Origin of the sequence: Aquimonas sp. (assembly GCF_044377145.1) — a bacterium.
Lineage (GTDB): Bacteria > Pseudomonadota > Gammaproteobacteria > Xanthomonadales > Xanthomonadaceae > Aquimonas.
In genome coordinates this window covers 124,489-151,241 of the sequence record NZ_JBILJQ010000001.1, presented here as the reverse complement: position 1 = coordinate 151,241, position 26,753 = coordinate 124,489, and the positions used below count along the sequence as shown (strand labels likewise).

Sequence of the window (26,753 nt, the reverse complement as noted above, 5' to 3'; positions counted from 1 at the left end):
GGAACCGGCGCCCGCTGCTGCAGCGGGCGCCCTTTCATGCCTATTCAGTCCGCCCCTTGGGCACACCCGATTCCGCCGCTGGAAGCAATGCGCGACGCCACCCGGCGCGCGCGTGCGGCCAGCCGCTTTGATGAGCGCATGGCCGCAGGCCCTGCGCTGTTTGCCGCTTTGTGCGAAACCCAGGACACCCCCGCCTGCCGCCTGTGGAAGCGCCTGCTCGGCGATGCTCCCGGCAGCAGCCTGCGCTGGCAGCGCCGCCTGGCCTGGGACGGCTGGAGCGTGCAGGCCGCGTGCGCCGCGCTGGCACAGCCAGTGGACATGCCTGAGCTGGCGCAGCAGCTTGTCCAGCTGCAGCCTGCGTTGGACTGGACCCGGGCCGACGGTCGCCCCGACTGGGCGCGCTGGGCGGAGCAGGTGTTCACCGACGCGCTGCCCGCTGCCAGCGCTACCGAGCGCAACAGCCTGCGCCCGCTGCAGGAAGTGCTGGCCCAGCACTTCGCCCGGGTTGGTTCGGCGCTCGCGAGCCACGGTGGATCGATCGAGGCCGCGTTCGAAACCTGGCCGGTGCTGGCCCGCCAGCTGGCTGAGGCCCGCACACAGGCCAGTGCTCAACTGCGCACGCTGTGGCATCGCCTGCATGCGGATGCCGATGTGCGCGCGCAGACCTTCGGCCTCGAGTTCGGCGCTTGGCCGCTGCGGATCAGTGCAGCCGACTGCGATCGTCATCGCGACGGCCAGCAGGTGCTGCGGCTGGAGTTCGCCGCCGGCGCGCTGTATTTCAAGCCGCGCTGCCTGCGCATCGACGTCGCCTTCGCGGAGGTCTGCCGCGCGCTCGCCGCAGCCGGCCTGCCGGCGCCGCCCGCGCTGCCCGCGCTCGCGCTCGACGGCTACGGCTATCAGGCCGAGGCGCGTGCGCTGAGCGATCCTTCTGTCCTGCCCGGCAGCGTGTTCGAAGACTTCGGCGCCTTGCTCGCGCTGGCCTGGCTCGGCAATGCGCGCGATCTGCATCGCGATAACCTGCAGCTGACGGCGCGTGGCCTGCAGCTGTTCGACCTCGAAGCATTGCTGCAGCCGGAGCGCGCGGCGGCCGATGCCTACGAGAACGGCGTGCTCGCCAATGGCCTGCTCGACTTCCGCTGCGCCAGCAGTGGTCAGGATGCAGCTGGAATTGGCGCGCTGGAGCAGGCGCTCGGACGACACTTGACCGAAGACGAGCAGGCGCGGATCGACAGTGGCTTCCGCCGCCTGCTGCATGCCCTGTGCAGCACAGGCACACAGGCGCTGCTGTCGCGGCTGTTTGAACCCACACTGATGCTGCGCGTTGTGTATCGCCCGAGCGCGGTGTATGCCAGCGTGCTGGCGGCGCTGCGCGAACCGCGCGCGCTTGGCGACGGCGCGCTGGGCATTCTCGCCACCGACAGCCTGCATGCGCCCCTGCTCGATTACCCGCAGCCGCCGCCGGAATGGGCGCTGGCGGCCGAAGAGCGCGCCCAGCTTGAGCGCGGCGATATCCCCTTGTTCGAACTGTCCGCGCAGGCGCGTGGCTTCCGCGTCGATGGGCCCGAGCTGTTTGTACGCTCGGCGAACGAAGTGCTGACGCAGCGGCTTGGCACGCTGGATTCGCGCGCCATCGACGCGCAGGCGCAGCAACTGCGCACCGCCCTGCAGCTGCGCGCGCAGCCGCACTGCAGCGGCCTGGCCGGTCGCCTCGCTGCATGGAGCGGCCAGCCCGCAGCGCCCAGCCTGCTGCGCGGTGTGGCTGGCGAGCTGCTGGCTGCGGTGCAGGCCGATGCCCACGCATTCGCGCTGTCCGATCCGGGTCGCGACGCCGAGTTGGATCTCGACGGCGCTGGTGTGTCATCAACGGCGTCCCTGTTGCATAGCATTCGCGAACAGCCGCTGCCGGCGGCACTCGATCTCGATGGCGGCGTCGCCGGCCTGCTGTTCGCGTTGGCCGTGCAGGCGCTGCGTGCGCCGCAGGCGGCCGAGCTGGAGCTGGCCGAGCGTTGCGCCATGACCTTGCTGCAGCCCGCCCTGCCAGTCGGCTACAGCGGCCAGCCGCAGCCGGGACTTGCGCACGGTCTGGCCGGCATGGCGCTCGCGCTCGGGCTTGCCGCGCGCGCCTTCGATCAGCCCCACTGGCGCGCGCATGCCGAGCAGCTGTGCGTGGCCGAAGACGCGCTGTTCGATCCGCACACCGCGAACTGGCCGGCGACACCCGGCCAGCCGGCGGCGCTCAATGCCTGGTGCAATGGGGCAAGTGGCGTGCTGCTGGCCCGCGCGATGCTCGGTCTGGGTCTGAACAGTCCAGCCGCACAGGCCGCACGCGCGGCCCTGTCCACGCTGCCGGAAGCCAGCGTCGATCACCTCTGCTGCGGCGAACTCGGTCGTCTGCTGGCCTGGCAGGCGATCGCGCGCATCACCGCCGACGACGCACTCGCCGCGGTCGCAGACACTCGCTTTGACACCCTTCAGCAGCGCTGGGCGCAGCGCCGCGAGCGCCTCGATCAACCGCGTGGCCTGAGCCTGCTGCGCGGCGTGCGCGGTCTGGCCTGGGGCTGGTCCGCGTATCGCGACGCCGCGCTGCCGAATCCGGCCCTGCTCGGCCTGCGCTGGAGCGAGCTGCATGACTGAGTCCGTCTGCCGGCGGCTGCCGGTGCTCGATTGCGCCGAATCTGCGCAGTGGTCGCAGGCGGTGCTGGACAGCCGCAGCGACTGGCGCATCCGGCGCTGCGACGTGCCCTTCCACACCCTGGGCACCGCCAGCTATCTGGATGCCAGCGCTGGCGCCGAGGTTTATGTCGAACGCGCGCGGCAGTCCAACCCATGGCTTGCAGATCGGTTCGGCGCCCTGATCGAACTCCTGCGCGCAGCGATGCAGCGCAGCCTGGATGCGCCGGTGCTGCTGGCGCGCGACAAAGCGCTGCCGGGCTTCCACATCTTCGGCGCCGCGCCCGCATTCGAGCGCCCGTTCGCCAGCATCCACGCCGACCGTCAATACCGCGGGCTCGATTGGAGTCACGAAGGCGCGGTCGATGAAGAACACACCCTGTCGGTGACCCTGCCGCTGTGCCTGCCGGCCAGTGGCGGTGGGCTGCGACTGTGGCCGCTGGACGGCCGCCAGATCGAAACCCTGGACGCCGAACAGCGCCGTGCCCTGCTGGCCAGCGCGCCGCCGGTGCAGGAACAGGCCTACACGGTCGGCGAAGCGGTGCTGCACGACGGCCACCTGTTGCATCAGATCGCCCCCTTGCGCGCCGCGCAAACGGGCGAGTGGCGAATCACTCTGCAGGCGCACGCGCTGCGTTTCGGCGGAGCTTGGCACTTGTACTGGTGAGCCCATGACCCAGGTTGTTCTGCACAGTCTCGATCCCGACCAGGCCGCGCGCTACGCCGCGCTGACCTTTCCGGCCTATCGCCATCTGCTCGACGGCCGCCCGCAGCCGCGTCACCGCGAGGGCGACACCCGCGTGGTGCTGCCGATCGCGCTCGGCGCGCGTGGCGAGGACGGCGGCCCGCTCGGCCTGGCCCTGGCCGAGCGCGTGCCTGCCGCGCCAACCATCACCCTGCTGTCGGTGTTCGTGGTGCCGGGCCTGCGTCGGGTCGGCCTGGGCCGTGCGCTGATCGGCGGCATCGAACAGATCGCCCGCGCCGAGGGCGCACAGCAGATCGAGGCAACCTGGATGCACGGCAGCGCGCAGGGCGAAGCAGTGCCCGGCCTGCTGGCGAAATGCGGCTTCGGTGCGCCGGAATCGCGCATGCTCAGCGTCCGCTTCGACGCCGCAAAGATGGCCGAAGCCGAGTGGCTGCGGCGCTATCCGCTGCGCAGCGAGTACAGCGTCTTCAGCTGGGCGGACCTCAGCGATGAGGAGCGCGCGAAGCTGCAGGCCAGTCAGCGTGCCTCCGCCTGGATCGCGCCCGACCTGCAGCCCTGGGATCACGACGCCATGGGCTTCGAGCCCGGCACCAGCGTCGGCCTGCGCTACCGCGGCGAGGTGGTCGGCTGGATCATCACCCACCGTCTGGATGCCGACACCGTGCGCTACACCTGCAGCTTCATCCGCGCTGATCTCGGCCGGCTCGGCCGTATCCTGCCGCTGTACGGGGAATCGTTCCGACGCCTGCGCAAATTCGGCTTCAAGCGCGGCATGTTCACCACGCCGTGGCGGCACGCCGGCATGGCCGCGTTCGCCCAGCGCTGGATGGCGCCGTATGCCGAGTTCGTCGGCGAAACCCGCGGCGCGCGGCGGGCGCTGACCGATGCGTAGCCATCAATGCATGCTGGTGCTGGTGCTGATCGCGAGCTCGGCATGGGCGCCACTCGCAAACAGCGCCGAAGCACCGAGCCTGAGCGTGCTGGATGCCGTCGACGCCGCCTTGCGCAGCAGCCCGGCGGTCGAGATTCAGCGCACCGAGGTCCAGCTCGCCAGCGGCCGCGCTCTGGAGACCCTTGGCGCACTGGATCCGGTGATCTCCGGGCGGCTGTCGATCGAGCGCCTGAACGAGGAGCTGACCAATTCCGCGCGTGCCGCCGAGGTCACCCGCCGCGAACAGATCCAGACCACCATAGGCACGCTCGAAAGCGAGCGCATCAATGCCGATGCGGCGCTCGCCAATGCACTCGAAGTCGCCTCCGATCCGGCCAACTTTCGCTTCACCAATCCCGACGATCAGGCTCGGCTCGACCTGCTCAACACCCTGCTGGCCGGCACCGATTCGCCGGTGACCCGCGCCGAGATCGAAGCCCTGCGCGAGGACGCGATCCAGCAGCAGGTGACGGCGGCCGGACGCCGCGCCACCGATGCCGCCGCGCAGGAAGCGCGCGAGCGTGAGCGGCTGGCTCGGCTGGGTGAAGTGCCGGATGCCGAGGTCTCGCACGATGTCTCCGCCAACCTTGAATTGCGCCGCGCATTTCGCAGCGGCGGCAGCGCCGCGGCCTACGCCAACCTGTCGGTGTTCGGCTTCAACAAGGACGGCAAGCCGCGCGCCAGCGAGGACGGCGGTTCCGGCGTGCTCGATCTCTACCGCAGCCGGATCGGCTTTCGCTTCAACCTGCCGCTGGGCGCGGGCCGCGGTGCGCCGGGCAGCGAGATCGACGCCGCTGCGGCCGAACAGCGTGCGGCCGAAGCGGCCCTGCTGTACCAGCTGTCGGCGGTGGTCGCGGACGTGGTCGATCGCTACTGGCTGCTGGTCGCCCTGCAAAGTCGTGAGGCCGTGCTCATGGACTCGCTGGAGCGGCAGCGGCAGCTGGCCACGCTGACCGCGGCGCTGATCCGCGCCGACCTGCTGCCGGGCAGCGAAGCCACCCTGTCGGATGCCTCGCTGGCGCAGGCTGAAGCCGCCCAGCTGGCGGCGCAGCGTAGCCGAGCGGTCGGTCAGGCCGCGCTGGCCGCAGCGATCGGCCACGATGCCGCGCTCGCCCTGCCGCTGGCGGCCGATGCGCTGCCGCTGGAGCTGCGCGTCAGCCATCTGGACGCCGTGCAGGAGCCCGCGCTGTGGGCCGCCGTCGCGGCCGAGCGCGCCGATGTGCAGAGCGCGCTCAGCCAGCGCGCGGCGGCTGCGCTTCGCCTGGGCCAGGCGCAGTCGGATCGTCGCAGCAGCAGTGATCTCGGCATCGATGTATTCGCCACCGGCGTCGACGAGGGCTCACGCGTGCTGGAGCAACTGCGCGGCTCACTGCTGGGCCGCTGGACCGGGCCGAGCATTTCCTTGAACTGGAGCTACGAGCGCCCGATCGGCCTCCGCGCCGCCGGCGGCCGCGCGCAGCAGCAGGCGCGCGAGGCGCAGTCGGCGCTGCAGCTGCGCGAATCCGAGCGCAGCGTGGCGCGCCAGCTGCAGCAGCTCGGCCAGCAGCTGGGGCTGTCGCTGCAGGAATTTGAGCTACGCCAGCGCGCGGTCGACGGCTGGAACCGCAGCGTCGACGGTGAGCGTCAGCGCCTGTCCGGCGGCGCCGGTACGGTGATTGATTTGCTGCTGACCGAAGAGCGCCGCACCGCCGCCGTGCTGGAGGCGATCAATGCGCAGTACCGCGTCGCCAGCGGCCTGGTCGCGCTGCGCCATGCGGCGGGTGCACTGCTGCAGTTCGACACCGAGGGCGCTGCCAGCATCCGTGCAGTCGACCTGCTGGTGCTGGATGCCAGCCTGCTCGATCCGCGCCTGCCGGTTGCGGCCGCGAAGTCCGACGCGAAGCCAGTCGCAGCGCCCGCCGCACGATGAGTCGAAGCGCGCCCGCGCAGGTGCTGCTGCTGGCCCTGCTGCTGGCGCGCACGGCCGCGGCCGACGACATCGCCTGGGTAATCGCAGCAGCGTTGGGCGACAGCCCCGCGCTCGAGTTCGCCGCCACCGAAGTGCACAGCGCCGAAGGCCAGCGCGACGACGCCGCCGGTGCGTTCGAGCCGCAGTGGGTGGCCAGCCTGAGCTACAACTACGGCCGCGGTGAGCTGCTGCCGACCCAGGTGCGTGCCGAGGAAGGGCGGCGCTTTCTGTTCGAACAGATCGACTCGCGCTTCCGCAACCTCGCCGCCAATCTGCAGGCCGAGCTTGATGCGGGTCCCGGCCCGGTCAGCCTCGACTGCGAGGGCAACATCATCCTGATCAACGGCCGCGAGATCTGCGACCCGCCGGATGCCGCCGCCGAGCGCGCGCGCTTCGAAGCGCTGGTCGAGGCCCTGCAGCGCGATGCCAGCGACCCGGCGGTGGCGGCCGCCCTGCGCGAGCTGCAGCAGCAGAACACCTTCGACAACCGCTCCAACATCGAACAGATCATCCGCGACTCCGAGCAGATCGCCGCCAGCGCGCGGCAGAGTCGGGCCGAGCTCGGCGTGATGCCCGAGGTCGAGATCCGCCAGCAGATCGAAGGCCTGCTCAGCTGGCAGCGCCGCTTCGAGAACGGCATTGGCGTGGTGCCGAGCATCGGCTTCGATGGCGTGGTCAGCAATTTCGGCGGCAAGGTGCGCTCGCCGCGCTTCGGCGGCCAGGGCCTGCTGCCGGCCTATCGCGCCGGCGTCGGCCTGACCTTCATCCTGCCGCTCGGGCGCGGCGGTGGCCTGGCCCTGCGCACGCCGCGTGATGCGGCCGTCGTCGCCGTCGATGCTGCCCGCAGCGACTACGCCGCGACTCGTAGTCTGAGCGTCTACACAGCGCTGCAGGCCTATATCGGCTTGGCCGCGGCGCAGGCGCAGCGGGCGCTGGCCGAGCGCCGCGCCGAGCGCGCCGAAGCCCTCCTCGGCAGCCTGCGCGAGCTCGCCCGTGGCGATCTGCTGAGCCGCGGTGAACTGGCGCAGTCGGAAGCCCAGGCGGTCGCTGAAGCCGCGGCCATACTGCAGGCGGATGCCGCGGTGCTCGGTGCTGAGCGCAGCCTGCGTCAACGGCTGGGCCTCACCGCCGATGCGCTGCTGCCGCAGCCGGGTGCGTCTGAGCTGGAACAACTGGCGGCGCTGCCGCGCTGTGCTGGCAGCCCGAGTGAATGGCAGGCGCGGGTTGAGCGCACGCCCGATTTCGACAGCCTGCGCAGCCGCGAGGAGCAGGCCGCGCTGATGCTGATGGCGGCCCAGGACGGCCTGCGCCCGCGGCTGGACCTGAGCCTCACGTTCGCCTACTCGGCGCGTTCGGAAAGCGCCAAGATCTGGCGCGGCCTGGGTGAAGCCTTCGATGACACCCTGCGCGGCCCGACCGTGCTGCTCAGCCTGGACGGTGATCTGGAGCTGCGCCGGCGCCGCGCGGGCGGGCAGATCGAACAGGCGCTGGCGCTGCAGATCCAGGCCCGACTAGGCCTTGAGCAGCGCCGTCGCAGTGAGTTCCACGCGCTGCGCCAGCTGGCGGAAACGCTGGCGCAGGCCAGCGATGAGCTCGCGCTGCGGCGGCGCGCCGCGCAGGACTACCAGCGCGCCACCGAAGGCGCCGAAGCACGCCTGCGCGCCGGTGAGGGTTCCCTGCTGGAAGTCCTCAACAGCCGCAGCCTGGCCGACAGCGCCGCGGCCCAGGCCCTGGCCAGCGCCGAGACCCAGGCGCGCCAGCTGCTGGAATTGCGCTGGCGCCTGGGTGGGCTGCAGGCGCCTGCAGGTGCCGGTCGGGCCTGGCTGCTGGAATCGAGCTGCGGAGAACTCGATATGTTCTCCGATCGCGCTGCGACCGCCACCGCGAGATCGACACCGTCATCGCCCACCGTCAACGCCAGCGCGGGCCGCGGCCACGACGACACTATCGATCGCCACCCTCAGGCGGTCTCCGCCGAAGCCGCTGCGGCCGACCTGTCCGCACTCGAATTCGCGACCGGTGCTGACGCGCCGTTCGCCTTCTCGTCAAACGCCGCCGCGCAAGCCGACCCCGCTGCCGCAATCGACGGCCCGGTCGCAGTCGCTCAGGCGATCTCCGCCGAGGCTGCGGCGGCCGACCTGTACGCACTCGAATTCGCGACCGGCGCCGCTGCGCCGTTCGCCCTCTCATCAAACGCCCCGATTGTGTCGGGCAGCTTGGCCCTTGGAGATTCCCGATGAGCGAGAACAAATTGTTCCGCAAGGCTGCACTGGAAAAGCTGGCCTCGCCCGAGCAGCTCGACCTGATGATGCAGGTGACCCCGCCGCGCGCCTGGATGGCCCTGGTCGGGCTGGCCCTGCTGCTGCTGGTCGCGCTGATCTGGGCGGTGTTCGGCAGCGTCGGCACGCAGATTCGCGGCCAATGCATCCTGCTGCGCGGTGAAGCGGTACTGGCGGTGACCGCCGCCAGCCAGGGGCCGCTCAGCGCCGTGCACGTGCGCCCCGGTGATCGCGTCACCAAGGGTCAGGTGCTGGCCGAGGTGGCCCAGCCCGACCTGCTGCTCAGCCTCGACAACCAGCAGCAGCGCCTGCTTGAACTCACCGCCCAGGCCGAGGCTGTCGGGCCGCTCGAACAGGAGAATCTGGCGCAGGCGCTGGCGGCACTGGATGCGGAAACCATCAGCACCCGCCGCAGCATGGCCGACTTCGACAGCCAGGCCAGCGCACTGCGCGAGCGTGTGGAAGTGCAGGCGCAGCTGGTCGAGCAGGGCCTGATCACCCGCAGCGCCTTGCTGGCCACGCGCAGCGCACTGGCACAAGCTGAGCAGGCGCGCGCGGCCACCGCGGTGCGGCTGGCGCAGATCGCCTCCGAACGCACAGCGCAGGAGCGCAGCCGCCAGCAGGGCGGCGCCGCGCGCCGCGCCGAGATCGACGAAGCCAAACGTCAGCTGGCATCGCTGTCCGCCCGTCGCGATGCGGTCAGCGTGATCACCAGCCCCTACGACGGTCGCGTGCTCGAAGTCTCGGTCGACCCCGGCAATCTGGTCGCACCGGGCATGCAGGTGTTGACGCTGGAGAACGAAGCGCGCCCGCTCGAAGCGGTGCTGTATGTGGGCGCCGCCGAAGGCAAGAAGATCCGCACCGGCATGCAGGTGCGGATCTCGCCAAGTACCGTCCGGCCCGAGGAATACGGCTTCATGCTGGCGACGGTGCGCAGCGTGTCGGACTTCCCGGTCTCGCCGGAGGCCCTGCGCCGCGTGCTGCGCAACGACTCGCTGGTCGAGGCGCTGGCGACCGAAGGCCCGCCGATCGAAGTCATCGCCACGCTCGAACCGAACCCCGACACGCCCTCGGGCTTTGCCTGGTCGTCCGGCAACGGGCCACCGACCGGCGTGTTCTCCGGCACCTTGAGCGAAGGCGGCATCGTGATCGAGCGGCGTCGCCCGATCGCCTACGTGCTGCCGATGTTCCAGCGTCTGGAAGGGGCGAACTGAGATGGCCGCCGCCGCTCCCGCCGCCGACAAGGCCGCCAAGCCCGCGAAGCAGCCGAAGTCGCGCCGCTATACCACGCCGACCCGCCTGCAGATGGAGGCCGTCGAATGCGGCGCCGCGGCGCTGGCGATCGTTCTCTCGTACTACGGCCGGCACGTGACCCTGGAAGAGCTGCGCCAGGAGTGCGGGGTCTCGCGCGACGGCAGCAAGGCCTCGAACGTGCTCAAGGCCGCGCGCAAGTACGGGCTGGAAGCCAAGGGCTACAAGCAGGAACTCGAAGCCCTGTACGACATCGAGCTGCCGGCGATCCTGTTCTGGAACTTCAACCACTTCCTGGTGCTGGAGGGCTTCCGCAACGGTCGCGCCTTTCTCAACGATCCCGCCAGCGGCCCGCGCACCTGTTCGATGGAGGAGCTCGACGGCTCGTTCTCGGGCGTGGTGCTGACCCTGAAGCCGGGGCCGGACTTCAAGAAGGGCGGCACCTCGCCGGACCTCAAGCGGCAGCTGCTGGAGCGCCTGCGCGGCGCCCAGGTGCCGCTGCTGTTCGCGGTGCTGTGCGGGCTGGCCCTGGTGATACCCGGTCTGGTGGTGCCGACCTTCGGCCGCTTGTTCATCGATGAGTACCTGATCGGCGGCCGCGCCGACCTGCTGCAGCCGCTGCTGTGGGCGATGGCGATTACTGCAGCGGTGATGGCGATGCTGACCTGGCTGCAGGAAAGCGTGCTGCTGCGGCTGGAAACCAGCCTGGCCCTGCGCACCTCGGCCGACTTCTTCAACCACATCCTGCGTCTGCCGGTGAGCTATTTCGCGCAGCGCTTCGCGGGCGAGATCGGCTCGCGCGTGGCCTTGAACGACAAGGTCTCCAGCCTGATCTCCGGGCGCCTGGTCACCCTCGTCATCGACAGCGTGCTGATCGTGTTCTACGCGGTGCTGATGCTGTTCTACAGCGTGCCATTGACCCTGCTCTGCATCGGCCTCGCCGGCATCAACCTCGCTGCGGTTAAACAGGTCGCGCGGGCGCGGGTCGACGCCAGTCGGCGGCTGGCGCAGGAGAGCGGCAAGCTGGTCGGCACCGCCATGGGCGGCCTGCGCATGATCGAGACCATCAAGGCCACCGGCTCGGAGCCGGAGTTCTTCACCCGCTGGGCCGGCTACCAGGCCAAGGCGCTGAAGAGCGAGCAGGCGCTGGGTTCGCTGTCGGCCACCATGTCCTCGGTGCCGCCGCTGGTGTCGGCCCTGATCAGCGTCAGCATCCTGGTCTACGGCGGCCTGCTGGTGATGGACGGCGCACTCACCGTCGGCATGCTGGTGGCTTACCAGGCGCTGATGTTCAGCTTTGTGCGGCCGTTGAACAACCTGGTTGCGTTCGGCGGCGCGCTGCAGGAGCTCGAAGCCGACATGAACCGCATCGACGACGTGTTGGCCAATCCGCAGGACGCCTTCTACGACGCAGCCCGCACCACCTCGCCCGCGGCCAAGGGCCTGATCAAGCTGTCCGGCGAGATCGAGCTTCGCAAGCTGTGCTTCGGCTACAGCCCACTGGAAAAACCGCTGATCGAAGACTTCGATCTGCACATCAAGCCGGGGCAGCGAGTGGCCCTGGTCGGCGGCTCGGGCTCGGGCAAGTCGACCGTGGCCAAGCTCATCGCCGGCCTGTACACGCCCTGGTCCGGCGAGATCCTGTTCCAGGGCATCGATCGTCAGGCGCTACCGCACCGGCTGATCTCCAACTCGCTGGGCGTGATCGATCAGGAGGTGTTCCTGTTCCGCGGTACTGTCCGCGACAACCTCACGGTCTGGGACGAGACCGTGCCTGATGCGCTGGTGACGGCCGCCGCGCGCGATGCCGCGATCGCCGAGGTGATCGAAACCCGCGACGGCGCCTATGCCTCCGAGGTCGAGGAAGGCGGAGGCAATTTTTCCGGCGGGCAAGCGCAGCGGCTGGAAATCGCGCGCGCCCTGGTCGGCAGCCCGACCATGCTGATCCTCGACGAGGCCACCTCGGCGCTGGACCCGATCACCGAAATGGAGATCGACGAAGCCATCCGCCGGCGCGGCTGCACCTGCGTCATCGTCGCCCACCGGCTGACCTCGATCCGCGACTGCGACGAGATCATCGTCATGGAGCGCGGACGCATCGTGCAGCGTGGCACCCACGATCAACTGAAAGAACAGCGCGGCCTGTACGCCGAGCTGATCAAGGACTGAGCATGTCGACCGAACTGCCCATCGCGGCCGCCATCGCCGTTCCCGGCCCGCCCGATCACCCATTGGCCGAGCTGTTCCGCAGCCAGGGTCAGGCGCTGGAGCTGTCGGGCCTGAATCCGTTCCTGCTCGATGATCCGACCGCGGTGTGGTGGATCGAATCGGGCAAGGTCGAGGTGTTCACCGTCGCGGTCGAAAACGGCGAGGCGCAGGGCCACCGCAGCAATTTCACCAGCGTGCTCGCTGACCATCTGCTGTTCGGCATGGACCTCGACACCTTCGGCGTCGGCCATGGCTTTCTGGCGGTCGGCAAACTGGGCACGCGCGCCTGGCGGCTGGATCGCAGTGTGCTGGAACAGCCGGCGCAGGACGGCGCGCTGGCCACCGAGCTGGCGCAGCGTCTGGACGCCTGGGTCGGTCAGCTCACCGCTGCGCTCACCCGCGACATCCTGCCGCGACCGCGGGTGCAGAAGAACCTCGCCCAGGGCGACAGCGTTTCGCTGCAGAACGGCACCCTGGCGCGCTCGACCCAGCATGTGCTGTGGCTGCAGGCCGAGCAGGGCGATCTGGTGTTCCTGGGCCTGGACGCGCTCGGCATGCCGCATCGCGAGGCGTGGTTCCCGCTGACGCCAGACAGCTGGGTGCAGGCCGACAACTTCGGCGGCGGCGATACCGTCCTCGTGTGTCATCCCGCGCTCTCGGCGCTGGCGCGCCCCGAGCTGTGGGACGGCCTCGCCCTGTTCCATGAGTCGCTGTGCAGCTACGAGTTCATCAACAAGCGCCTGGCCGCGGTCGACGAGTTCAATCGTCTGTCGGAAAAGGCCGAGCACACCGAGCGCGCTCGCGAGCAGGCCGAGCAGGCCCTGCGCGATGTGCTCAAACCCGCGCGCCGCGGCCGCCAGGTACTGAAGCTGCAGCCGGGCGAACACCCGTTCGCCGCTGCGGTGCGCCTGGTCGGTGCGGCGCAGAACATTCCGACCAGCTCGCCGGCCGACCTCGACAAGCTCGCCGGGGTGGAGTCACGCCTGCACGCGGTGGCGCGCAGCTCGCGCTGCCGGGTGCGTGCGGTCGCCCTGCGCGACAACTGGTGGCAGCTCGATCAGGGTCCGATCCTGGCCCAGTTGGCCGACGGCGATGCCGCGGTCGCCCTGCTGCCGCTGTCGAGCAATCGCTACGAGTATGTGATCCCCGCCACCGGCGAGCGTGGCCCGGTTGATGAGGCCTTCTCGACCCGGCTCGGTCCGTTCGGCGCGGTGTTCTACCGGCCGTTTCCTGATGGGCCGGTCGGCGTATTCGGGCTGCTGCGCTTCGGCCTGCTCGGCCTCGGCGGCGATGCGTTCCGGCTGGTCGCACTCGGCCTCGCGGTGGGCCTGCTTGGCGCGTTGACGCCGGTGTTCACCGGGCAGATTTTCGACGAGGTGATTCCATCCGCCGAGCGCGGCCTGCTGGTGCAGTTCGGCATCGGCCTGCTGGTGGCGGCGGTAGTCAGTACTGCCTTCAATATGGTCCAGCAGATCGCCGCCCTGCGCATTCAGGGGCGGATGGACTACAGCATCCAGGCGGCGGTGTGGGACCGCCTGCTCAACCTGCCGGCGAACTTCTTCTCCGAGTACAGCGCCGGTGATCTCGCCACTCGTGCGGGCGGCATCAATGCGATCCGCAGCCTGCTGGCCGGTGCCGGCGTGTCGGCCCTGCTCGGCACCCTGTCGAGCGTGTTCTTCGTCGCCCTGATGTTCATGTACAGCCCGCGGCTGGCAGTGGTGGCTATGGGCCTGACCGCTTTGTTCGCTGCGGTGTCGTTCGCGACCAGCCTGCTGCAGATCCGCCTGCAGCGGCAGAACCTCGCGCTTGGCGGCACGCTGGCTGGCTTGGTGCTTACGATGCTCAGCGGCGTCGGCAAGCTGCGCACCTCCGGCGCCGAAGCGCACGCGTTCAAGGCCTGGGCGGTGACCTTTGCCGAAAGCAGGCGACTGTCGTTCCGGGTCGGTCTGATCCAGAACGGTGTCACCGTGTTCAACAAGGTGTTCCCGGTGATCTCGTCGATGGCGGTGTTCGCCACGGTGGTCGGCATCTCCGGCGGCCCGCAGCAGCAGGGCCTGTCGACCGGCGAGTTCCTTGCCTTCAATGCGGCCTACGGCGCCTTCCTGGGCGCAGTGATAGCACTGTCGGACGCCTCACTCGGCCTGCTGCGCGCGATCCCGCTGTACGAGCGGCTGAAACCCATCCTCACCGCCGTGCCCGAAGTCGACGCCGGCAAAGAAGACCCCGGCGAGCTGTCCGGCGGCATCGAGCTGTCGCATCTGCACTTCCGCTACAGCAAGGACGGCCCGTGGATCCTGCGCGATGTGTCGTTGTCGATCCGGCCCGGCGAGTTCATCGCCTTCGTCGGCGGCTCGGGCTCGGGCAAGAGCACCCTGATGCGCCTGATCATCGGCTTCGAGCGGCCGGAGAAAGGCTCGGTCTACTACGACGGCAAGGACCTCGCCGCGCTCGACCTGCGCGAAGTGCGTCAGCAGATGGGCGTGGTGCTGCAGGACAGCCGCGTGCTGCCGACTGACATCTATCGCAACATCGTCGGCACTTCGTCGAAGTCGATCGATGACGCCTGGCGCGCCGCCGATGCGGTCGGCCTCGGCGCCGACATCCGCGCGATGCCGATGGGCATGCACACCTATGTGTCTGAAGGCGGCGGCGGCCTGTCGGGCGGCCAGCGTCAGCGCCTGCTGCTGGCGCGCTCGGTGGTCAACAACCCGCGCATCATCCTGCTGGATGAGGCGACCTCCGCGCTGGACAACCGCACCCAGGCGATGGTCACCGAAAGCATGCAGCGCATGCAGGCCACCCGCATCGCCATCGCCCATCGGCTGTCGACGATCATCAAGGCCGACCGCATCTGCTACCTGCACAACGGCGAGATCGCCGAAATCGGCAACTACGAGGAGCTGATGGCCCTGAACGGTCGGTTCGCGGCGCTGGCGACGCGGCAATTGGCTTAGAGCCGTTCCGATCTCGGGACCAGCCTGCATCGCCCGACAGGCTGGACGGAGGCTGCGGCTTGGTGGCTCCAACGCCCTTCAGTGGGGTCCCCGGCCGGCATGCCGCGAGTCCACGGCCGGCCCGGTGTGGGATCCGGTGACCGGTTCGCGACGAGTGCGCAGGCATCGATGAGGCGATGGCCGCGAACGGTCGGCTCTTGCGTGCGGAGTGGAGAAACAGTTTCTGTTCGACCGTAGGCACGCATCCAGCGGAACAACTCAAGTTCCGCCCACGGCGACCTCATCGCTACAGATGACTACTCGCCCGCTGATGCTCAAACACCTCGCGCACTTGCTGTCTGAGCTGGTCTTCATCCCAGGGTTTGGCGATCAGTTTGAATACCGCGCCCTGGTTGACGGCCGCGGTCAGTACCGATAGTTCGGTGTGGGCGGACATCAGGATGCGCACCACGGCGGGGTAGAGGCTGGCGATTTTGCCGAGCAGTTCGGTGCCGGTCATTGCGCTCATGCGCTGATTTGCAAGGATCACCTGCACGCTGTTGACGGCCAGCAGATCCAGTGCTTGCTCGGCGCTGGCTGCGCTGAGGATTCGATAGCCGTCGCGGCTCAGCACGGCCGTCAGTGCGGTGCAGATATCGGGTTTGTTGTCGACCACCAGCAGGGTGGAAAGGGAGACATCCCCGCCCTCCGGCAGTGGCAGGCGGGTGCCTGCGCGCAGCAGGTGTTCGTAGTCGTTCGCTGCAACAGCGCGGCTGAACAGGTAGCCCTGCATTTCGTCGCAGCACCGCGCGCTGAGGTAGTTGAACTGGCCCTGGGTTTCGACGCCTTCTGCGACCACGCGCAGGCCCAACTGATGCGACATCGCGATGATCGCGGTGGCGATGGCGGCATCCTCGATATTGCTGGTGATGTGGGTAACGAAGCTGCGGTCGATCTTGACCGTGCTGAACGGGTAGCGCTTGAGATGCGCCAACGACGAGTAGCCGGTGCCGAAATCGTCCAGCGAGAGTTCGACGCTGAGTGCGCGGATGGCATGCAGGGTCACCGCGGCGGCGGTGGGTTCGCGCATCACCGCGGATTCGGTCAACTCGATGTGCAGCATGCGCGGTGGCAGTCCGCTGTCGAGCAGGGCGGCGCGAATCACCTGCAGCAGATCGCCTTTCTCGAACTGCACAGCGGAGACGTTGACTGCCACCGGCACCACCGGCAATCCGGCCACGATCCAGGCTGACTGCTGGCAACAGACGCTCTGCAGCATCCAGCTGCCGATAGGGATGATCAGCGCGGTTTCCTCCGCCAGCTCGATGAACTCGGCCGGGCCCAGCAGGCCGCGGCTCGGATGCTGCCAGCGGATCAAGGCCTCGGCGCCGACCACCTCGCCGCCAGGGCGTGCAGTTCGTGCGAGAAGTAGACATAGCTCTGCCTGCTGGCCTTGGCGCGCTTGAGCGCGGACTCGGCATTGCGGAACACGGCACGCCCGTCCTCGCCGTCGTCCGGGTACAGGGCGATGCCCGCTTGGGCCGAGAGCTTGATCGAATGTCCACCCACTTCGAACGGCCGCTGCAGCGCGCCCATGCTGTCATCGCGCAGCCGATCCGCCTGCAGTTGCGTTCGGTAGGAGCAGGCCAGGGCAAAGGTGTCTGCGGCGGTGCGGCCGAGCGCGAACGGCTCGGCCAGTTCCTTGCGCAGACGCAGCGCGACAGCGCGCAGCAGCTCATCACCGATCGCCCAGCCCAGGCGCTGATTGATGTCGGTGAAGCCATCAAGGTCCATCATCACGACGCAGACGCGTCCGCCGTCCTGGCGGGCGAGTGCGATGTAGCGATCCAACTGATCCTGAAAGAGCAGCAGGTTGGGCAGCTCGGTCAAAGTGCGATGTAGCGATCCAACTGATCCTGAAAGAGCAGCAGGTTGGGCAGCTCGGTCAAGGGGTCGTAGAACGACAGAAAGGCCAACCGCTCCGACTTGTCGAGATGGTCCATCGCGAAGGCGATCTCATCGGTCAGCTCGCTCAGCAGCACCAGCTCATCGGGCTGGAAGCAATCGAGTTCGTTGGAGTAGAGGATGAACACGCCCAGCGCGCGATCGGCGATCAGCAGCGGCAGCACGGCCAGTGAACGCACCCCGCGTTCGAGGTCGCTGTCACTCATGGTCAGACGGCTGTCGCCAGTAAAGTCGTTGCAGACGACGAGCTTGCGTTCGCGGATGGCCTGCGCGCTCAGCGAAGCGGACGCCAGCAACGGATCGGCGAACGACTGCCGAACATCCTCGATCATCGTCGGGTCTTTGCCGGCGGTTGCGGCCAGTGAAATCCGGGCTTGGTCAGCGTCGACCAGCAGCAGTGTGGCCATCCGGAAGCCGCCGCTGTCCACCGCGATCCTGCACGCGCCCTGATACAGCGAGTCGCGATCGGTGGCGCGCACGATCAGGGTGCTGATTCCGCTCAGCACTCGCTGCACGCGGCTCAGCTGACGCAGGCGGATCTCCGCCAGGCGTTGCTCGGTGACGTCTTCGCCGATGCTGGCGGTGCCCACCACTTCGCCGGAGGCCGAGCGCCGCAGCGAGTTGCTCCAACGCATCAGCCTGAGATCGCCGCCACGGGTCAGGATCGCGTGCTCGCCGTGTCCGGGCGTGATGGTTTCCTCCAGCATGCCGTTGAAGCGCTCTTTCAGCAGGGTGACCGCCGGCGGAATGAAGGTCGAGAACCAGTCCGCGCCCAGCACCTCTTCGCGGCGCCAGCCGCTCAGTCGGAGCAGGTGTTCATTGCAGAAGGTGATCCGCCCTTCCAGGTCCAGCATCACCGAGGCCAGGTCCATGTTCATCAGCAGGTCGGCGAACTGCCTCTGCAGCTCTTCCGATTCGCCCTCGGCGATCCGCCGACTGGTGATGTTCACATGCATCACCACCACGCCTCCGGGGCGGCCGCCCTCGATCGGCGTGACCCGCAGTTCGAACCAGCGGTTCTGCAGCGGCGAGTGGCACGGGTATTCGAGCGCGAAGCAGGCGCGTGCACCGGTGATCACCGTATGGATCCCGTGGGCCGCGTGCTGGGCGTCGGCCTGGCCCGGTCCGCCCGCCCGCTCGCACACTGCAAGGTAGTTGCTGCCGAGGTCGTCCTTGCCGGCCGCGAAGCCATTGGCCTCAGCGAAGTTGTGCCAGGCAGCGTTGACGGCAACGATCACGCCGTCGGCATCCAGCAGCGCCACGTGCGCCGGCAGTGCATCGAGGATGTGCGCGTTCTTGGCGGCGGCGTCCTCGAGCAGCTGCGCCTGGGCGCGACGCAGCAGATAGGTGTGGTCATCGCTGCTGGCCACCGAGTCGATCTGGCCGCGGGTGAGCAGATCGATGCGCTGCTCGGATTCATGCAGCGAAGCGATCAGCATCGACAGCTCGTCGGCCGCGCTGATGTCCACCGCGGGCTCAGGCGGTTGCATCGTCGTCACTGTCGAGGCTGAGCGCATGGCGGACAGCGTCGGTGTCTCCCAAGGAGCCGACCATCCGCCGAACCCGCGGCGGCAGCAATCTGCTCGAAGTCGCGGTCGTGAAGATGCCCTCGCCCAGCGCCCGGTCGGGCTGATTCAACACATCGATTACTTCGATCTGATGGCGTCCGGCTCGCTGGGCCAGGCAGAAGGCGCGCAGATTGCTGCGGGCCTGCAGGGCTTCCTTCCGCAGAGCGATCTGCGCTTCAGACGCATCCAGTTGGGTGTGTCTCAGGGCATCGGCGGTGCGCGCGCTCTTTGCATCCAGGCGCTCCGTGGATTCCTCGGACGCGACCAGCACGCCCTGCTCGCTGTAGACGCGCGCGCCCTGCGCCAGAAACTGCATCGCGAAGATGGTCTTGCCGGAGCCGGGGCCGCCCAGCAGCAAGCTGCTCCGGCCCGCCGGCAGGCCGCCATGGGTGATCTCGTCGAAGCGCTCTAGTCGAGTGGGCGCTTTGCGCGCGGTCTCGGTGGCCGGTTCGCGAGGCAGTGGGATGGCCATTGGCGCCTCGGGCTGCATGGGGATGGCCTGCACTGGGGTCAGGCCCCGCTGGTGTGGGCAGGTGAGTGATCGCAGAGTGGGCGCGCAGCCGGCGCTGCTGTCTGTGCGACGTCGAACAGTGCGGGGGCTGTTGGGTCTCGCTGAAGGGGGTCTGCCGAGAGCCAGCCCCCTGGCGAGGTGCGTGGCGCTCATCGCTGCGGTCTGGCTGATCGACCCGGCGAACGCGTCGATGTCAGGCTTCGCGTCTGAAATGCGTCTCCTCAAGCCATGACCGGCAGTTCGCCGCTCATTCGCCCTGGAGAACCCTCATGCGCCTCACCTCGCTCATCCTCTCTGCACTTGCGGGCAGCAGTCTGATTCTCAGCTGCAACGCGTCCGCCCTCGATCCCAGCTTCAATGGCAGCGGCGTAGCTCAGGACTACCTCGACCGCGGCACCAGCAAGGCCGACCTGTTCACGGACATGGCGATCGCGCCGGGCACTGGTTCGATCTACAGCGTCGGGCGGGTCGAGTTCGTCGCTGCCGGCGGGCCGACCTTTGGCGTGCTGTTCAAGCGGCTGGCCAATGGCAGCAAGGACCCTCTGTTCTCCAATGGCAGCAGCGGCGCCAGCCGGGTCACCTTCGGCGCCGAGCGCCAGGGCAGATCCAGCGGCCTGACCGCGGTGGCCTTCGACGCCAGCAATACCGGAGCCGTGCTCGCGGCGGGCTTCAACGACCTGAACAACGGCAAGCGCTGCGGCGTTGTCTACAAGGTGCTCGACAACGCGGTGATGAAGGGAGCGCTGGACGGCGGGTTCGGCAGCTTTGGCGTTTTCACCTACTGCGCGACAAACGCAAGCGCGATCGAGTTCAGCGACCTCAAGGTGCTTGCTGACGGTCGCTCCTTGGTTACCGGCAACGGCGTGCTCACGAGCGGCGAAAAGTACGGCTTCGCGCTGCGGCTCACCGCCGCCGGCCAGCTCGATACGAGTTTCAACGCGGCCGGTATCGCCGGTTCGCCGGGCTCCATCGTGTTCGACATCCGCCCAGGCAAGGACGACTCGGCGCTGCGTATCGCGGTTGGTACGCAGGCTTACTACTTCGCCGGAAACAGTGTTTACTCGAAGCAGGTCGATCCGCTGTTCGGCAATGACGTCGATCTCTGGGTAGCGCGTGTCACGCCGGCCGGTGCGTTCGATTCGAGCTTCAACGGCAATGGCCGCCGCGTGGAGGCCATCGACGTGCCCGGCAGCGACAAGACCGATCTGCTGGCGGATCTGGCGCTCGATGCCAGCGGCCGGGTGCTGTTGCTGGGCAACGTCAATCCGGCCCATCTGATCTACAACAGCAACGCCGACATCGACCCGAGCCGGTACCTGAAGTCCATGGGCGTGGTGATCCGGCTGACCACGAGCGGGGCGCGTGACATCAGCCTGTATCCCAACGGCATGCGTACGCTCTCTGGCGGTGGCAGCAGCCTGGGCTGCGGCAGCGGTGACTTCTGCAGCTACAACGAGCCGGCCGCCGTGGCCGCGACCGCTACGGGTGTTCGGGTGGTCGGGCGGTTTGTTCCGCAGGGCAATTATGGCGTCGCGCCCTTGAGCCAGATGACCATTGAGTCGTTCAGCACCGACGGGATGACTGGCAGCGGCCAGATGTTCAGCCAGTGGACCCGATCGGAAGGTGCGTCGGTGTCGATCCAGCCCGACGGCAAGACGGTGGTCGGCGGGCTGCTGCGCACCACCAGCCTGGTCAGCGATGTCGACTTCATGCTGATGCGCTTCCAGTAAGAGCTGGGGAGGTGCCCGGTCAACGCCGGGCACGCCGCTGCACACGTTCCGCCGCTTAGCGGTGGCTGCGACCGCGCGAGGTTCGCAGGCGCGGCCACCAGTGAGCACATCCATTCGGGCTTGGCAGCACGAATCCCCGGAGGTTTCCGGGGTGTTCAAGGCCGCTGCGGCAGGTCGATCCGCAATGCATCCATCCACAGCGGATCACGCTCGCCGTCGCCGCCGCCGAACTGCATGCTGCCGCCGGCCGGGCTGAGCCGGCGGTAGCCGCCGTCGTAGTCCCAGGTGGTGACGTACAGCCGCGCGCCGGCGAGTTCACTGAGACTGCCGAGCGCACGCGCCGGCAGGCTCAGGCGGATCTGGCTGGCCTCTCGATCGACCTCGATTCCGGCGCTGCCGACCGGCGTGCCTTCGCTGTCGGTCGCGGCGCCGTCAGGCGAGAACAGCACATTCGACCAGCCGTGCACGCGCAGCCGCCGATGCCAGCGCAGGCCGTCGGGCAGCTCGTCGTTCTGCAGCGGCATCAGCTGCAGTCCATTGGCCTGATCGGGCAGTTCGATGTAGACGGTGAGCGCCACGCGGTCGAAGCCGTTGGCGGGGTTCCAGTCCTGGCTCAGCCCGGCGAGGGTGATGTCCAGCCGCAGGCTGCCGCCGCTTGTTGAGACGCGCGCGCCGAGCAGATCGAGCAGGCCGCGCCCGGCCCCGCCGGGATCGGTCGGATAGCGGTAACGGCCGTCAGGGCCATGATCATCGCCGGCCGGGTCGGTCACCACCGCGACTTCGGTCCACACCGGTTCGACCCGGAACGATTGCGACAACGAGGCGAGGCCGGCTTCGCCATCCCACAACTGCAGCCGATGGGTCAGCGCCGGATCGCTCCGGCCGCGTACGTCGAGCTCGCTGTCGATCTGGCCCTCGGCATCGCTGCGCAGGACCGTCGCTCTGCCGAAATCGCCATCCAGCACCAGCTGCAGGTCGGCGTTCGCTCGGGCTTGGCCGTGCACCCGCAGGCGCTCGCGAACGGGCTCGGTGGGCAGCGCGTCGAGCCGTGGCCGTGCGTGCTTGATCGAGGCGGCTGCGGTCTCAGCGGTCACTACCGGTCCGGCCTTCCAGACATAGCCGGACAGCGCCGGCAGGCTGAGGTCGATGCGGCCGTCGGTATCCACCTGCAGCGATGGCGCCGTACCGTCGATCGCGAACAGCGGACGCAGCTGCGTGCCGGGCGCAAGGCCGGTGTCGATCGCACCGTACAGGCTGGCTGCCGTGGCGCTGTTGAAGGCCGTCAGCACTGCCTCGCCGGCGTGTTCGGTGAGATAGACCAACGCACCCGGCGCAGCGGATTCGGCTGCCAACAGGCGCGGTCGACCACGGCGCAGGGCAGGTTCGGCATGGCGCAGCGCAGTCACGCGCTGCAGGTAGCGATACAGCGCCGAGTCGGTGTCGAAATGATCGCGGCCCTGCGCGCCCCAGCCGCCGGCGAACATCGAGCCGCGCACCGAGCGGAAGCCTTGTTCGGTGCCGTAATAGATCACCGGGATGCCGGGCAGGGTCATCGTCAGCAGCAGGGCCTGCTGCAGCCCGGCCTGAGTACCGGTGGCGAGAAAGCGGTCGACGTCGTGGTTGTCGACGAAGCTCGGCATGCGGTGCGGGTCGGCGTGCACGGCCAGCATGCTTTCGATCCGATGCGCGAGCTCGGCCGGCGGTCGGCCGCGCGCGAAGACATCGAGTGTGCTGCCGTAGAGCGGGAAGTTGATCATCGAATGCAGCAGCGGGCCCTGCGCATCGCGGGCATAGGTTTCGATGCGCCGCGCCTGGGTGTCCTCGAACGCGCGGTCGATGCCGAAGCCTTCGCCGAACAGCAGAAAGTCCTCGCGGCCGCTGGCCTTCGCCACCGCGAGCACACCCGGCGCCGCTGCATCCGCGGCGTGCATGAAGTCGCGGAAGTACTCTGGCGCGACGTAGAACGCCGTGTCGACCCGGAACGCATCGACGCCGACCTCGCGGATCCAGTAGCCGTAGGACTGCCGCAGCGCGCGCCGCACCAGCGGGTTGTCGGTGTTCAAATCATCCAGGTCGGCCATCTGCCAGTTCAGCAGCTGATCCGGGTTGGCGTAGTCGCGGATCGCCGGGTTCCAGTGGTAGATGTCGAGCGCGCGCTGCTGCGGGTCGCGGGCGTCGTTGTGATCGAACGGCCACTGCGTCGGCGCCTGGGTGGGCAGGGCCTCAGTGTTGATCACGAACCCGCTGGCCGGCGCTTTCGGATCGTGTGCATCGGGATAGCGCATGTAGTTGCCGGTGTGGTTCACCACGATGTCCTGCACCAGATACATGCCGCGCCCGTGCAGCGCGCGTGCCAGCTGCCGGTAGTCATCGAGCGTGCCGAAGTGCGGATCGACCTGCATGAAGTGCTGGCCCCAGTAGCCGTGATAGCCACCGTAGTTGACCGCGCCGTCCCACCACTGGTGGCGCACTGGCGGGGTGATCCACAGCGCGGTGGCGCCGAGCCCGCGAACGTAGTCGAGCCTGCGGCTGAGCCCGGCCAGATCGCCGCCGCTGTAGCGACGCGAATCGGCCGGATCGAACTCGCCCGCGCCCTGGTCGTTGTTGCCGGGGTCGCCGTCGTCGAAGCGGTCGATCAGGGCGAAGTAGATGACCTGGTCGCGCCAGTCGGGCGAGGCGATGTGCTGCGCAGTTGTGGCGTCAGCGGGGGGCGATGCTGCGATGGCAAGGTCGTTGAACAGCGCCAACACGATGCCGATGCATACGCCGCGGCTGCGCGGCCGAAAGCCGTTGACGGCCTGGGTGAGGGGGCAGTGCAGGGGCATCGGCAGCTCCGTAGAAGGTGTGCGTGCGCAGCATCGAATTCGCTCATGGCGCTGTCTGCGAAGTTTCGCTGGGGATGTCAGCGGTGCTGCGTCGCAACAGCTTCGTGGCGAAAGTGGGGCGCCCAGAGCGCTCGCCGACGCCGACTATTCCACCCCGCTGCAGCCCGCAGAAAGCCTGCATAGACGCGGGTTTGCATGAATACGTATGCAGGCCGAAGCCAGTGCGAAAGGGCCGGGGCTACCATCGCCCCGCGCTGAAAGGACGGGGAAAGGTCCTGGCGCGGCGGGGCCTTCCCGCGGCAGCCAGGCCCGTGCCTGGAGCAGAGTTCAAGGAGTGCCGACGGCCTCCGCATGCAGCACAAGACCCGACCAGCGGACTGTTGAACGCAGCGTTGCCGGGCTAAACAAACCAGGATCGAGTGGAGGGGACAATGTTGAATATGAAGCGCAACGTGCTGAGCATGGCGCTCGCATCAGCGGTGGTGCTACTGGCCCAGACGGCGTACGCCGATGCCGGCATGGCGGCCCAGCAAACGCTGACCGCCGAGGAACAGGCCAAGGCCGAACAGGAGCGGGCCAAGGCCGAAGAGGCCGCCGAGCTCGACGTGATCGAAGTCACCGGCATCCGCCGCGGCATCGAGAACGCCATCGAGACCAAACAGTCCTCCACCTCCATTGTCGAAGCGATCTCGGCCGAGGACATCGGCAAGCTGCCCGATCTCAGCATCGCCGACTCGATCGCGCGTCTGCCCGGTTTGACCGCCCAGCGCGATCGCGGCCGCGCTTCCGAGATCAACATCCGCGGCTTCGCCGGCGACTTCTCCACCACCACTTTGAACGGTCGCGAGCAGGTCAGCCTCGGCAACAACCGTGGCGTCGAGTTCGACCAGTACCCGGCCGAGCTGGTCAACCAGGTGGTGGTCTACAAAACCCCGGATGCCTCGCTGATCGGTCAGGGCCTGTCCGGCACGGTCGATCTGCAGACTGTGCGGCCGCTGAACTTTTCCGAACGGGTGATCGCGGTCAATGCGCGGCTGGATCAGAGCCGCCTGAGTGGTGAGAAGGACAACGGCAATCGCTTCAGCCTGTCCTATGTCGACCAGTACGCCGACAACACCATCGGCCTGGCGCTGGGCTACGCGCGACTGAACAACCCGACCCAGGGGCATCAGTTCGAGGCGTGGAACTACGATTGCGATGGCGACGGCACCGGTCCGGGTGGAATCTGTGGCGGCAAGCTGTACGACTTCGAGAATGAAAACACCCGTGATGGCCTGATGGCGGCGGTTGAGTTCCGCCCCAGCGACAGCTATTCCTCGATCGTCGACTTCTACTACTCGAAGTTCGACAAGGAAGAGTTCAAGCGTGGCATGGAGTTCGGCTTCGGCTTCAGCGGCTTTGTCAGCGGTACGCGCGATCCAAGCACCCGGACCTACCGCGAAGCAAGCTTCAACAGCTTCGACCCGGTGATGCGCAACGACTTCAACGGCGCCGAGGACGAATTGCTGGCCTTCGGCTGGAACCAGGAGTTCAAGTTCGGAGACAGCTGGGCGTTGCGCACTGACCTCTCGCGCTCGGATGCGAAGCGCGAAGAACGCATCCTGGAAACCTATGCCGGCTTCCCGGCCGGTGTGGTCGATACCCTCAGCATCCGCTTCAACCCGGACGGCTACTTCGATTTCGATCTGGGCCTGGACTATGCCGACCCCAACAACTTCCGCCTGATCGATGCCGGCGGCTGGGGCCAGGATGGCTACGTCAAGGATTTTGAGGTCGAGGACACTCTGACCTCAGCGCGGGTCGATCTGGAGCGCAGCTTTGAATCCGGCGCGATCAGCTCGATCGAGTTCGGCTTCAACATCGCCGATCGCGAGAAAAGCCGCGGGTCAAACGAGAACTTCCTGTGCCTGCAGGCCTGCCGGGATGGCGCCAGCCTTGCCATCCCCGGCAGCCTGCTGACCAATTCCTCGTTCGGTTTCGCCGGCTTGTCCGGCCTGCTCGGCTACGACGCCCGCGCGGCGCTCGACAGCGTGTATCGGCGTCGTGGCAACTTCAATGGAGATATCGCCAACAAGAACTGGGAGATCGACGAGCGCGCCACCAGTCTGTTCTTCCAGGCCAATGTGATGACCGAGATCGGCAGTATGCCGCTGGTCGGCAACTTCGGCATCCAGGCCGTCGACACCGACCAGAGCTCGTCGGGCTTTGCGACCTATGACGGCAATCCGGTTGGCGATGCGATCAACGGCGGCGCCGACTACCGCAACTATCTGCCCAGCATGAACTGGAGCCTGTCGATCGCCGACGACCAGACGGTGCGCTTCGCCGCCGGCCGCCAGCTGGCGCGCGCGCGCATGGACCAGCTGCGCGCCAATGCCAGCTTCGGCATCAACCGCGATCGCCGAATCTGGAGCGGCAGCGGCGGCAACCCCGAGCTGCGGCCGTGGATCGCCAATGCGTTCGACGTGTCCTACGAGAAGTACTTCGGCGGCCGTGGCTATGTGTCGGTCGCCTGGTTCCACAAGGACCTGCGCACCTACATCTACGAACAGGCGCTGCCGTTTGACTTCGCCGGTCTGGCGATTCCGCCTGGCACCTTGCCAGTGGATATCCCGGCATCGACCATCGGCGAACTCACCCGCCCCGCCAACGGCGAAGGCGGCACCTTGAAGGGCTTCGAGTACGCGCTGTCGGTGCCCTTCGACATGCTGTGGGAGCCGTTGCAGGGCTTCGGTTTGCAGGCCAGCTACACCGACAGCTCGACCAGCATCCGCCCGGACGGTCCGGATCGTCCGGCCACCCAGCTGCCCGGCTTCTCGAAGTACACCTCCAACATCACCCTGTATTTCGAACGCTGGGGCTTCTCGACCCGCGCCAGCCGCCGCAGCCGCTCGGAGTTCCTGGGTGAAGTGCAGGGCTTCGGCGGCGACCGAAGCCGGATCTTCTTCGAGGGCGAGGCGGTGGTCGATCTGCAGCTGGGCTATCAGATCCAGAGCGGCATGCTGAAGGACCTGACCTTCCTGTTCCAGGTCAACAACCTCACCGACGAACCGTTCAAATCCAACTTCGACCAGATCGAAGACCGACCGCGGCAGTTCTTCGAATATGGTCGCAACTATCTGCTGGGCGTCAACTACCGGTTCTGAGGGTTAGTTGGTCCGGCCGTCAGCGGCCGGACCACGGTGGTTTGAAGCCAGATCATGAGCGCATGGCCTGCGCTCATGGAGC

The 26,753-nt window shown here is 68.0% G+C and carries 15 protein-coding genes; 10 read left to right on the top strand and 5 right to left on the bottom strand.

Translation table 11 applies throughout. The annotated features are described in order from the left end of the window. Positions 1–36: 36 nt before the first annotated feature. The 8 genes from ACIQ7H_RS00585 to ACIQ7H_RS00550 are packed head-to-tail and all read left to right on the top strand — an operon-like array spanning position 37 to position 14,947. Positions 37–2,634: a DUF4135 domain-containing protein gene (locus ACIQ7H_RS00585; RefSeq protein WP_395787300.1), complete on the top strand. Its 2,598-nt coding sequence runs from the start codon at positions 37–39 to the stop codon at positions 2,632–2,634. Further along, positions 2,627–3,337, top strand: a complete 711-nt coding sequence (locus ACIQ7H_RS00580; RefSeq protein WP_395787298.1) for a hypothetical protein — start codon at positions 2,627–2,629, stop codon at positions 3,335–3,337. The genes ACIQ7H_RS00585 and ACIQ7H_RS00580 overlap by 8 nt, the downstream gene beginning before the upstream one ends. 4 nt (positions 3,338–3,341) lie before the next feature. Further along, positions 3,342–4,268 carry a GNAT family N-acetyltransferase gene (locus ACIQ7H_RS00575; RefSeq protein WP_395787296.1) on the top strand — a complete coding sequence of 309 codons (927 nt, stop codon included), beginning with the start codon at positions 3,342–3,344 and terminating at the stop codon, positions 4,266–4,268. Continuing rightward, a complete protein-coding gene (locus ACIQ7H_RS00570; protein ID WP_395787294.1) occupies positions 4,261–6,216 on the top strand; it encodes a TolC family protein in 1,956 nt (651 codons plus the stop codon). Before ACIQ7H_RS00575 ends, ACIQ7H_RS00570 begins: the two co-directional genes overlap by 8 nt. Next, positions 6,213–8,495, top strand: coding sequence for a TolC family protein (locus ACIQ7H_RS00565; RefSeq protein ID WP_395787292.1), 2,283 nt, complete (start codon positions 6,213–6,215; stop codon positions 8,493–8,495). Before ACIQ7H_RS00570 ends, ACIQ7H_RS00565 begins: the two co-directional genes overlap by 4 nt. After that, positions 8,492–9,748 carry an NHLP bacteriocin system secretion protein gene (locus tag ACIQ7H_RS00560; protein WP_395787290.1) on the top strand — a complete coding sequence of 419 codons (1,257 nt, stop codon included), beginning with the start codon at positions 8,492–8,494 and terminating at the stop codon, positions 9,746–9,748. The genes ACIQ7H_RS00565 and ACIQ7H_RS00560 overlap by 4 nt, the downstream gene beginning before the upstream one ends. A gap of 1 nt (position 9,749) precedes the next feature. Beyond that, complete coding sequence (locus tag ACIQ7H_RS00555; RefSeq protein WP_395787288.1) at positions 9,750–11,954, top strand: NHLP family bacteriocin export ABC transporter peptidase/permease/ATPase subunit; 2,205 nt, start codon at positions 9,750–9,752, stop codon at positions 11,952–11,954. A 2-nt stretch (positions 11,955–11,956) separates the two neighbouring features. Further along, the gene (locus tag ACIQ7H_RS00550) at positions 11,957–14,947 is read left to right on the top strand and encodes an NHLP bacteriocin export ABC transporter permease/ATPase subunit (protein WP_395787286.1); all 2,991 of its coding nucleotides are present in this window, start codon (positions 11,957–11,959) and stop codon (positions 14,945–14,947) included. A gap of 286 nt (positions 14,948–15,233) precedes the next feature. On the opposite strand, the gene ACIQ7H_RS00545 is transcribed toward ACIQ7H_RS00550, so the two are convergent. The 4 genes from ACIQ7H_RS00545 to ACIQ7H_RS00530 are packed head-to-tail and all read right to left on the bottom strand — an operon-like array spanning position 15,234 to position 18,931. Next, positions 15,234–16,322 carry an EAL domain-containing protein gene (locus ACIQ7H_RS00545; protein WP_395787284.1) on the bottom strand — a complete coding sequence of 363 codons (1,089 nt, stop codon included), beginning with the start codon at positions 16,320–16,322 and terminating at the stop codon, positions 15,234–15,236. After that, positions 16,301–16,816, bottom strand: coding sequence for a diguanylate cyclase domain-containing protein (locus ACIQ7H_RS00540; protein ID WP_395787282.1), 516 nt, complete (start codon positions 16,814–16,816; stop codon positions 16,301–16,303). The genes ACIQ7H_RS00545 and ACIQ7H_RS00540 overlap by 22 nt, the downstream gene beginning before the upstream one ends. Beyond that, positions 16,813–18,381 (bottom strand): PAS domain S-box protein, encoded by a 1,569-nt coding sequence (locus ACIQ7H_RS00535; RefSeq protein ID WP_395787281.1) that lies wholly within the window; start codon positions 18,379–18,381, stop codon positions 16,813–16,815. Before ACIQ7H_RS00535 ends, ACIQ7H_RS00540 begins: the two co-directional genes overlap by 4 nt. Further along, positions 18,368–18,931 carry an ATPase domain-containing protein gene (locus ACIQ7H_RS00530; RefSeq protein ID WP_395787280.1) on the bottom strand — a complete coding sequence of 188 codons (564 nt, stop codon included), beginning with the start codon at positions 18,929–18,931 and terminating at the stop codon, positions 18,368–18,370. Before ACIQ7H_RS00530 ends, ACIQ7H_RS00535 begins: the two co-directional genes overlap by 14 nt. Before the next feature lie 308 nt (positions 18,932–19,239). Here ACIQ7H_RS00530 and ACIQ7H_RS00525 point away from each other — a divergent pair, with 308 nt between their 5' ends. Continuing rightward, positions 19,240–20,700 carry a hypothetical protein gene (locus ACIQ7H_RS00525; RefSeq protein WP_395787278.1) on the top strand — a complete coding sequence of 487 codons (1,461 nt, stop codon included), beginning with the start codon at positions 19,240–19,242 and terminating at the stop codon, positions 20,698–20,700. A gap of 155 nt (positions 20,701–20,855) precedes the next feature. On the opposite strand, the gene ACIQ7H_RS00520 is transcribed toward ACIQ7H_RS00525, so the two are convergent. Further along, positions 20,856–23,525 (bottom strand): alpha-amylase family glycosyl hydrolase, encoded by a 2,670-nt coding sequence (locus tag ACIQ7H_RS00520; protein ID WP_395787277.1) that lies wholly within the window; start codon positions 23,523–23,525, stop codon positions 20,856–20,858. Positions 23,526–23,956: 431 nt separating this feature from the next. Between ACIQ7H_RS00520 and ACIQ7H_RS00515 the strand changes: the two genes are divergently transcribed. Next, on the top strand, positions 23,957–26,671 hold the full coding sequence (locus tag ACIQ7H_RS00515; protein ID WP_395787275.1) for a TonB-dependent receptor: 2,715 nt from the start codon (positions 23,957–23,959) through the stop codon (positions 26,669–26,671). Positions 26,672–26,753 lie beyond the last annotated feature (82 nt).

What these genes read in the sequence shown, in the direction of transcription:
- ACIQ7H_RS00585 (WP_395787300.1), top strand. Translation starts at nt 37, where the DNA reads ATGCCTATTCAGTCCGCCCCTTGGGCACACCCGATTCCGCCGCTGGAA.
- ACIQ7H_RS00580 (WP_395787298.1), top strand. Translation starts at nt 2,627, where the DNA reads ATGACTGAGTCCGTCTGCCGGCGGCTGCCGGTGCTCGATTGCGCCGAA.
- ACIQ7H_RS00575 (WP_395787296.1), top strand. Translation starts at nt 3,342, where the DNA reads ATGACCCAGGTTGTTCTGCACAGTCTCGATCCCGACCAGGCCGCGCGC.
- ACIQ7H_RS00570 (WP_395787294.1), top strand. Translation starts at nt 4,261, where the DNA reads ATGCGTAGCCATCAATGCATGCTGGTGCTGGTGCTGATCGCGAGCTCG.
- ACIQ7H_RS00565 (WP_395787292.1), top strand. Translation starts at nt 6,213, where the DNA reads ATGAGTCGAAGCGCGCCCGCGCAGGTGCTGCTGCTGGCCCTGCTGCTG.
- ACIQ7H_RS00560 (WP_395787290.1), top strand. Translation starts at nt 8,492, where the DNA reads ATGAGCGAGAACAAATTGTTCCGCAAGGCTGCACTGGAAAAGCTGGCC.
- ACIQ7H_RS00555 (WP_395787288.1), top strand. Translation starts at nt 9,750, where the DNA reads ATGGCCGCCGCCGCTCCCGCCGCCGACAAGGCCGCCAAGCCCGCGAAG.
- ACIQ7H_RS00550 (WP_395787286.1), top strand. Translation starts at nt 11,957, where the DNA reads ATGTCGACCGAACTGCCCATCGCGGCCGCCATCGCCGTTCCCGGCCCG.
- ACIQ7H_RS00535 (WP_395787281.1), bottom strand. Translation starts at nt 18,381, where the DNA reads ATGCAACCGCCTGAGCCCGCGGTGGACATCAGCGCGGCCGACGAGCTG.
- ACIQ7H_RS00530 (WP_395787280.1), bottom strand. Translation starts at nt 18,931, where the DNA reads ATGGCCATCCCACTGCCTCGCGAACCGGCCACCGAGACCGCGCGCAAA.
- ACIQ7H_RS00525 (WP_395787278.1), top strand. Translation starts at nt 19,240, where the DNA reads ATGCGCCTCACCTCGCTCATCCTCTCTGCACTTGCGGGCAGCAGTCTG.
- ACIQ7H_RS00520 (WP_395787277.1), bottom strand. Translation starts at nt 23,525, where the DNA reads ATGCCCCTGCACTGCCCCCTCACCCAGGCCGTCAACGGCTTTCGGCCG.
- ACIQ7H_RS00515 (WP_395787275.1), top strand. Translation starts at nt 23,957, where the DNA reads ATGTTGAATATGAAGCGCAACGTGCTGAGCATGGCGCTCGCATCAGCG.